This window comes from Xanthomonas sp. SHU 166, from assembly GCF_000364685.1.
GTDB classification, from domain to species: Bacteria; Pseudomonadota; Gammaproteobacteria; order Xanthomonadales; family Xanthomonadaceae; genus Xanthomonas_A; species Xanthomonas_A sontii.
This window is the reverse complement of the sequence record NZ_AQOJ01000092.1, coordinates 1-6,172: the sequence shown is the minus strand read 5'-3', so window position 1 is coordinate 6,172 and position 6,172 is coordinate 1. Positions and strand designations below refer to the sequence as shown.

Here is a 6,172-nt window from a genome sequence, read left to right as displayed (position 1 = left end):
CGCTGGCCGCGCTGCACCGCGCCGCGGCCGGCTACGCCGCGCCGCCGCGCAGCACCACCGTGCTGGTCGCCAACCTGCGCCTGTTCGCCCAGCCGCAGCCGTTGCAGGCGCTGGAGCACGATCTGGCACGGCGTCCGGCGCTGGCCGCATGGCTGCAGCAGCGTGACTGGCGCAGCGATCTGCGCGCGCACCTGCTGCCCTGGCACGCGCAGGCCTGGCCGCTGCTGCAGACGCCGCCGCCGGCGCTGTGGACGCATGGCGACTGGCACGGCTCCAATTTGCTGTGGCGCGGCCACGGCGCCGCCAGCACGGTCAGCGCGGTGTTCGATTTCGGCCTGGCCGACCGCAGCTTCGCCCTGTTCGACCTGGCCACCGCGATCGAGCGCAACCTGATCCCGTGGCTGCAACTGGACGACGGCGGCACCGCCGTCGCCGATCTCGACCAGCTCGATGCGCTGCTGCACGGCTACGCCACATTGCTGCCGCTGGACGCCGCGCACCTGCGCCTGCTGGCCGCGCTGCTACCGCTGGTGCATGCCGATTTCGCGCTCAGCGAGATCGAGTACTTCGCCGGCATCACCGGCTCGGACGTGCACGCCGAGATCGCCTACCGCCGCTATCTGCTCGGCCACGCCGCCTGGTTCGGCCAGGGCGAGGGCCAACGCCTGCTGCGGCACCTGCAGCGGCACGCGGCGGCCGCGCCATGAACCGTCGCATCCACCCCGACACGCCCGCCGTGCGCGCACCGCGTGGCGCTGTCGCTTCCGCTTCTCTCCTTCGTTTCGTTTCCCCGAGGTCGTTCCGCATGCTTCCCAACCGCCGTTTCCCCGCTCCGCACGCCCTTGCGCTGGCCCTGGCCATCGCCCTGCCGCTGCCGGCCCTGGCCGCCGACGCTGCGCCGGCGCCCGCCAGCGCGCAGACCCCGGTCGAACTGGACGCGGTCAACGTGCAGGGTCGCCAGCCGCACGACCGCAGCAGCCTGAGCGGCTACGGCGACGCGCCGCTGCTGGACACGCCGATGGCGATCGACACCATCGACCGCACGCAGCTGTCCGACCGCCAGGTGCGCGTGCTCAGCGAGGTGCTGCGCGCCGACGCCGCGATCGGCGACAGCTACGCGCCGATCGGCTACTACGAGAACTTCCTGGTCCGTGGCTATTCGCTGGATGCGGCCAACAGCTACCGCATCAACGGCCTGACCATCGCCGGCGAACAGAACGTGGCGCTGGAGAACAAGGAGCAGGTGCAGGTGCTCAAGGGCCTGTCCGGGGTGCTGTCCGGCATCACCACGCCGGCCGGCGTGATCGACTACCAGACCAAGCGCCCGCAGCACGTGCGCAGCCTGGTGCTGAGCGGCGACGACGACGGCAGCCGCGGCGCGGCGGTGGACCTGGGCGACTGGTTCGGCAGCGAGCGCCAGTTCGGCCTGCGCGTCAACGCCGCGCACGAGACCCTGCGCAGCTATGTCGATCACGCCGACGGCCACCGCAATTTCCTGTCGCTGGCGGCGGACTGGAACATCGACCCGCAGTCGACCCTGCAACTGGACGTGGAATACCAGGACCGCCAGCAGCGCTCGGTGCCGGGCTATCAGTTGCTCGGCGGCACGCAGCTGCCTAGCAAGGTGTCCGTGCATCGTCTGCTCGCCTACCAACCGTGGTCCAAGCCGGTCGGCATCGAGGCGCTGAATGCGCAGGCGCGCTACGAATATCGCTTCAGCGACGCCTGGCATCTGCAGGTGGCGGCCTCGCACAGCCGCGCGCTGATCGACGATTACTCCAGCTTCGCCTGGGGCTGCTACGGCGCGGCCAGCTGCGCCGGCGACGCGGTGCCCAACCATTTCAGCCGCGAAGGCGACTACGACATCTACGACTACCGCAGCCCTGCCGACAGCCGCCGCAACGACGAACTGCAGGCGATCGCCAGCGGCAGCGCCAGCACCGGCGTGCTGCAGCACCAGTTCCAGGTCGGCGTCGACTACCTGCAGCGCACCATCGACCGCCACGGCTCGATCAACGAGATGATCGGCAGCGGCAACATCGACGCCGATCCGCCGCTGCTGTCGCCGGCCGACGCCGTGCTCGGCCCCAAGCGTCGGCGCCTGGACAGCGCGCAGACCGCGCTGCTGGCCAGCGACCGCATCGGCATCGGCGAGGCCTGGCAGTTGCTGCTGGGCGCACGCCAGGTGCGCTACGACGAACGCGCCTGGGACCGCGACGGCAGCCTGACCCGACGCACGCGCCGCTCTGTGTTTCTGCCGCAGGCGGCGCTGCTGTTCAAGCTGCAGCCGTCGCTGTCGCTGTACGCCAGCTTCGCCAAGGGCCTGGCCCCGGGCGGCACCGCGCCGTGGTTCGCCAGCAACGCCGACAGCATCCTCGCCCCCACCAGCGCCTACCAGCGCGAGGCCGGCATGAAGTTCGAGCGCGATGGCGTGACTTTGGGCGCGGCGCTGTTCGACATGCGCCAGGCCAACCAGTACGCGCAACCGCAGGCCGACGGCAGTTTCCTGTTCGTGCAGCAGGGCCGCCTGCACAACCGCGGCATCGAACTGTCCGCCGCCGGCACGCTGGGCGCCGGCCTGCACTTGCAGGCCAGCGTCGCCGGCATCCGCGCGCGCGCCGAGGACACCGGCACGCCGGGCGACGAAGGCCACCAGGCACTGAACGTGCCGCGGCTGCGCGCCAGCGCCCAGGCCACCTGGGACGTGCCCGGCGCCAGCGGCCTGGCGCTGCTGGGCGGCGCGCAGTACAGCGGCGCCAAGTACGCCGACCGCAGCGGCCAGGTCGCCGTCGGCGGCTACAGCGTCTACACCCTCGGCGCCCGCTACGCCACCCGGCTGGGCGCGGTGCCGACCACACTGCGACTGAGCGTGGACAACCTCACCGACAAGCGCTACTGGCGCGACGTCGGCGCCTACGAAGGCGACGACTATTTGTTCCTCGGCGCGCCGCGGACGGCGCGGCTGGCGCTGCAGTTCGATTTTTGAGGAGCTGGGAATGGGGAATCGGGATTGGGGATTCGTGAAAGCCGGAAGCGAGACATGGAGCTTCACCTTGTGGGAGCGGCTTTAGCCGCGACGCGCCGCGGCTGACGGGTTGCGGCTGATCGCTACAGTGAGACAAACGCTGCTCCTTCAGCAAACACTGTCTTCTTCGTTCGCAAACGCCTGGCCCTGTTCTCCGGATCCACCATGACTTCTCTCGAACACCAGCCGCGCCGATGACCAAGGTGGCAATCCACTGTCATGCAGTCGAGACGCGCGAAGTGATGTGCTTTCCGATGGGGCAATGCGTCGGGACTGAAGTCCCTCCCACAGTGCACTCGGCCGGCTTGCCGCCAGACCCTGCGGGAGCGGCTTCAGCCGCGACGCGCTATTGCTGACGGGTCGCGGCTGAAGCCGCTGCTACAACACGCGCGCAATGCACTGCGCTCGCGAACCGCCCGCCAATCCCGAATCCCCACTCCCCAATGCCGGCCTCCCACCATGTCTCCTCTCGAACTGCTCGCCGTACTGGTCAACGTCCTGGGTGTGTGGCTGACCGCGCGGCGGGTGCGTTGGTGCTGGCCGGTCAACGTGGTGGCGGTGCTGTTGTATGCGTGGCTGTTCTATCAGTGGAAGCTGTATTCGGACATGCTGCTGCAGGGCCTGTACGTGGTGCTGCAGGGTTACGGCTGGTGGCGCTGGAGCAACGGGCTGGGCGACGACGGCAAGGTCCAGGTCGGGCCGCTGCCGTGGGGCGAAGGCCTGCGTTCGCTGCTGGCCGGCGCCGTCGGCGCGGCGCTGTTGGGCTGGTGGATGCACCTGCACACCGATGCGGCGCTGCCGTGGCTGGACGCGGCGTTGTCGGCGTTCAGCGTGGTCGCCAGCGTGTGGGCCGCACGCAAGCGCATCGCCAACTGGGGCCTGTGGATCGTGCTGGACTGCGTCTACGTCGGCGTGTTCGTGTACAAGGGGCTGTACCCGACCGCCGCGCTGTACGCCGGATTCGTGGTGTTGGCGGTGTACGGACTGCGCCTGTGGCAGGCCGATCTGCGCCGCGCGCAAGCCGTCACCTGACACGCCACGCGCTCTTTGCTTCCTGGCGGCACAGCGCGTGCCGTCGTCAACTCGATGCAAATGGCGCGCAAAAGCCGCACGAGCATCACGCGAACATCAGACGCCCGCATCGTCCGCGTGCCTACCGGCAGCGTAGTCTTGTCAGCCACGCTTCTCCACGCTCTGGATTTCGCATGCACTTCGCCACCGCCGCCGGCTTCGCCCAACGCATCGCCGATGCGCTGCTGGCGCGCATCGCCGCCGGCGAATGGCGCGCCGACCAGCGCCTGCCGGTGGAGCGCGAACTGGCCGCGCTGTTCGGCTGCACCCGCATCACCTTGCGCGAGGCGCTGCAGCAACTGGAATCGGACGGGCACATCTACCGCGAGAATCGCCGAGGCTGGTTCGTCAGCGCGCCGCGGGTGCGTCACGATCCCAACAGCATCGCCGGCTTCATGCAGTACGTGGCCGCACAGGGCGGCGTCCCGCGTACCGAACTGCTCGCCGCGCAGCGCCAGCCGGCCGGCCCGGCGCTCGCCCGGCACCTCCACCTGGACGACCCCGATGCCGAGGTGTTCGTGCTGCGCCGCCGCCGCTGGATCGGACGGCGCGCCGTGCTGCTGGAGACCAATGCGATCCTCGCCGCGTGGGCGCCGCGCCTGCTCGACCACGACCTGGCCGGCTCGTTGAGCACGGTGCTGACCCAGCGCCTGGGCTTGCGGCAGGCGCGCAGCCGGCTGTCGATGTATCCGGCCACGCTCGATGCCGAGCAGGCCGTGCTGCTGCAATCCACCGCCGGCACGCCGTGCTTCCGCCTGCAGCGCGTCAGCTACGATCCCGACGGACGTGCCGTGGAATTCGACATCGAGTCCTGGCGCCACGACGTGCTGGAAGTGTCGGTGGATGTCTACGCGCCGGGGGAATGAGTCCGGCTTGTTCGCTATCGCGACACGAGTCGGAGACGCAGCGGACCACACCCGCTCCCACCCAGGAACCAACAGCGACGCCGCTGGCGTCTGATCGCAATATCAGTCGTGACCGACTGCCGCGCCAGCCGAGGGGTCAGGGAGCAACGCTCCAACAACCCTACAACAGGCGCACGTCGGCAATTTCCGCCTCACCACCAGAACCATAGACGATGGCTGCCCTTGCCGATGGCGTAGTCCCCCTGCCCGTTCGCAATGCCCGCGATGCCTTCCCGCAACGCCGCAAGCCACGCCGGGCCGACCTCAAGTGCAGCCGGCGCTGCGTCTACGGGAAAAGAACAGTGATCGTCGGTCGTGGACAGCGTGAAGCGCAGCTTCTCCGGCGCCACCCAAGCGGCGAGCCCGCGCCGGTTGTTCGGCACGCCAAGTTCGGTCTTGCTCGGTACAGTAATGAGAAGCGTGCGGGAACCGGCGCCGTCGGCAGCCAAGGCGTCCAGCAACGCCAACAGCGACTGGCATCCAGTTGGATCTGCGTTGAGATGCCAGCCGGGATAGTTGCGCTCGTTCTCGAGATAGCGCCACAGCGAGATGCGGCCGGTTTGCGTCCAGCGATGGGCAAGCCGCAGGTCGGGCGGCGACAGGCTAGGCATCGAACAACGCCCGTTGCGGATCCGGCGGCGGCAGCGTGTCGTACAGGCGCTGCAGCTCTTCGCGGCAGGCGCGCAGCGGATCGTGCATCAGAAAGCCGGCCAGGCGCGCGTGCCAGGCCGGCCAGCGCGTGGCCAGCGCGTCCATGTCGCCGTCGGCGGCGCGGCCTTCGCCACTGCACGCGACATGCGCGGTCTCGCACAGCACGTTGCGCCAGCCGAGCCCGGCCATGCGCAGCGACAGATCGGTTAGCGCCGCATACCAGGAGCCGTAGCTGCTGGCGTCCAGCCCGCCGGCACGCTGCCGTGCCACCCCGCGCAGCACCACCGCATGGCACACCGCCGACGGCAGTTCCGGATGCAGCGGCGGCAGGGCCGCGCAGGCCCGTGCCAGGCGCTCGGGATCCTCGGGCGGCGGATTGATCTCGCCCAGCCGCGGCCACGCGCAGGCTTCGCCGGCATTGCTCCACGGCGTGGCGCTGGCGATGGCCGCGTCGCGCGCCAGGCAGGCGCTCAACTGCAGCAGCCAGCCCGGCCCAGGCTGCGCGTCGGCCGCCAGCACC

6 protein-coding genes are annotated in these 6,172 nt (G+C 69.9%); 4 read left to right on the top strand and 2 right to left on the bottom strand.

The genetic code is table 11. The features are described 5' to 3' along the window. The 4 genes from D180_RS03840 to D180_RS03825 all read left to right on the top strand — a co-directional run. Positions 1-707 (top strand): phosphotransferase (locus D180_RS03840; protein ID WP_017911745.1); only part of this gene is annotated, 707 nt, incomplete at its 5' end. A gap of 98 nt (positions 708-805) precedes the next feature. After that, complete coding sequence (locus D180_RS03835) at positions 806-2,986, top strand: TonB-dependent siderophore receptor (RefSeq protein WP_017911744.1); 2,181 nt, start codon at positions 806-808, stop codon at positions 2,984-2,986. A gap of 498 nt (positions 2,987-3,484) precedes the next feature. Continuing rightward, positions 3,485-4,057, top strand: coding sequence for a nicotinamide riboside transporter PnuC (pnuC, locus tag D180_RS03830; protein WP_017911743.1), 573 nt, complete (start codon positions 3,485-3,487; stop codon positions 4,055-4,057). 173 nt (positions 4,058-4,230) lie between these two features. Continuing rightward, positions 4,231-4,962, top strand: a complete 732-nt coding sequence (locus tag D180_RS03825) for a UTRA domain-containing protein (protein ID WP_017911742.1) — start codon at positions 4,231-4,233, stop codon at positions 4,960-4,962. Positions 4,963-5,153: 191 nt separating this feature from the next. On the opposite strand, the gene D180_RS03820 is transcribed toward D180_RS03825, so the two are convergent. Further along, positions 5,154-5,612 carry a hypothetical protein gene (locus D180_RS03820; RefSeq protein ID WP_017911741.1) on the bottom strand — a complete coding sequence of 153 codons (459 nt, stop codon included), beginning with the start codon at positions 5,610-5,612 and terminating at the stop codon, positions 5,154-5,156. After that, on the bottom strand, positions 5,605-6,172 hold a 568-nt coding region (locus D180_RS03815), incomplete at its 5' end, for a hypothetical protein (RefSeq protein ID WP_017911740.1). The genes D180_RS03815 and D180_RS03820, both read right to left, overlap by 8 nt.

Excerpts from the sequence above, each read along its gene's own strand:
- D180_RS03825 (WP_017911742.1), top strand. The coding sequence starts at position 4,231 with ATGCACTTCGCCACCGCCGCCGGCTTCGCCCAACGCATCGCCGATGCG.
- D180_RS03820 (WP_017911741.1), bottom strand. The coding sequence starts at position 5,612 with ATGCCTAGCCTGTCGCCGCCCGACCTGCGGCTTGCCCATCGCTGGACG.
- D180_RS03835 (WP_017911744.1), top strand. The coding sequence starts at position 806 with ATGCTTCCCAACCGCCGTTTCCCCGCTCCGCACGCCCTTGCGCTGGCC.
- pnuC (WP_017911743.1), top strand. The coding sequence starts at position 3,485 with ATGTCTCCTCTCGAACTGCTCGCCGTACTGGTCAACGTCCTGGGTGTG.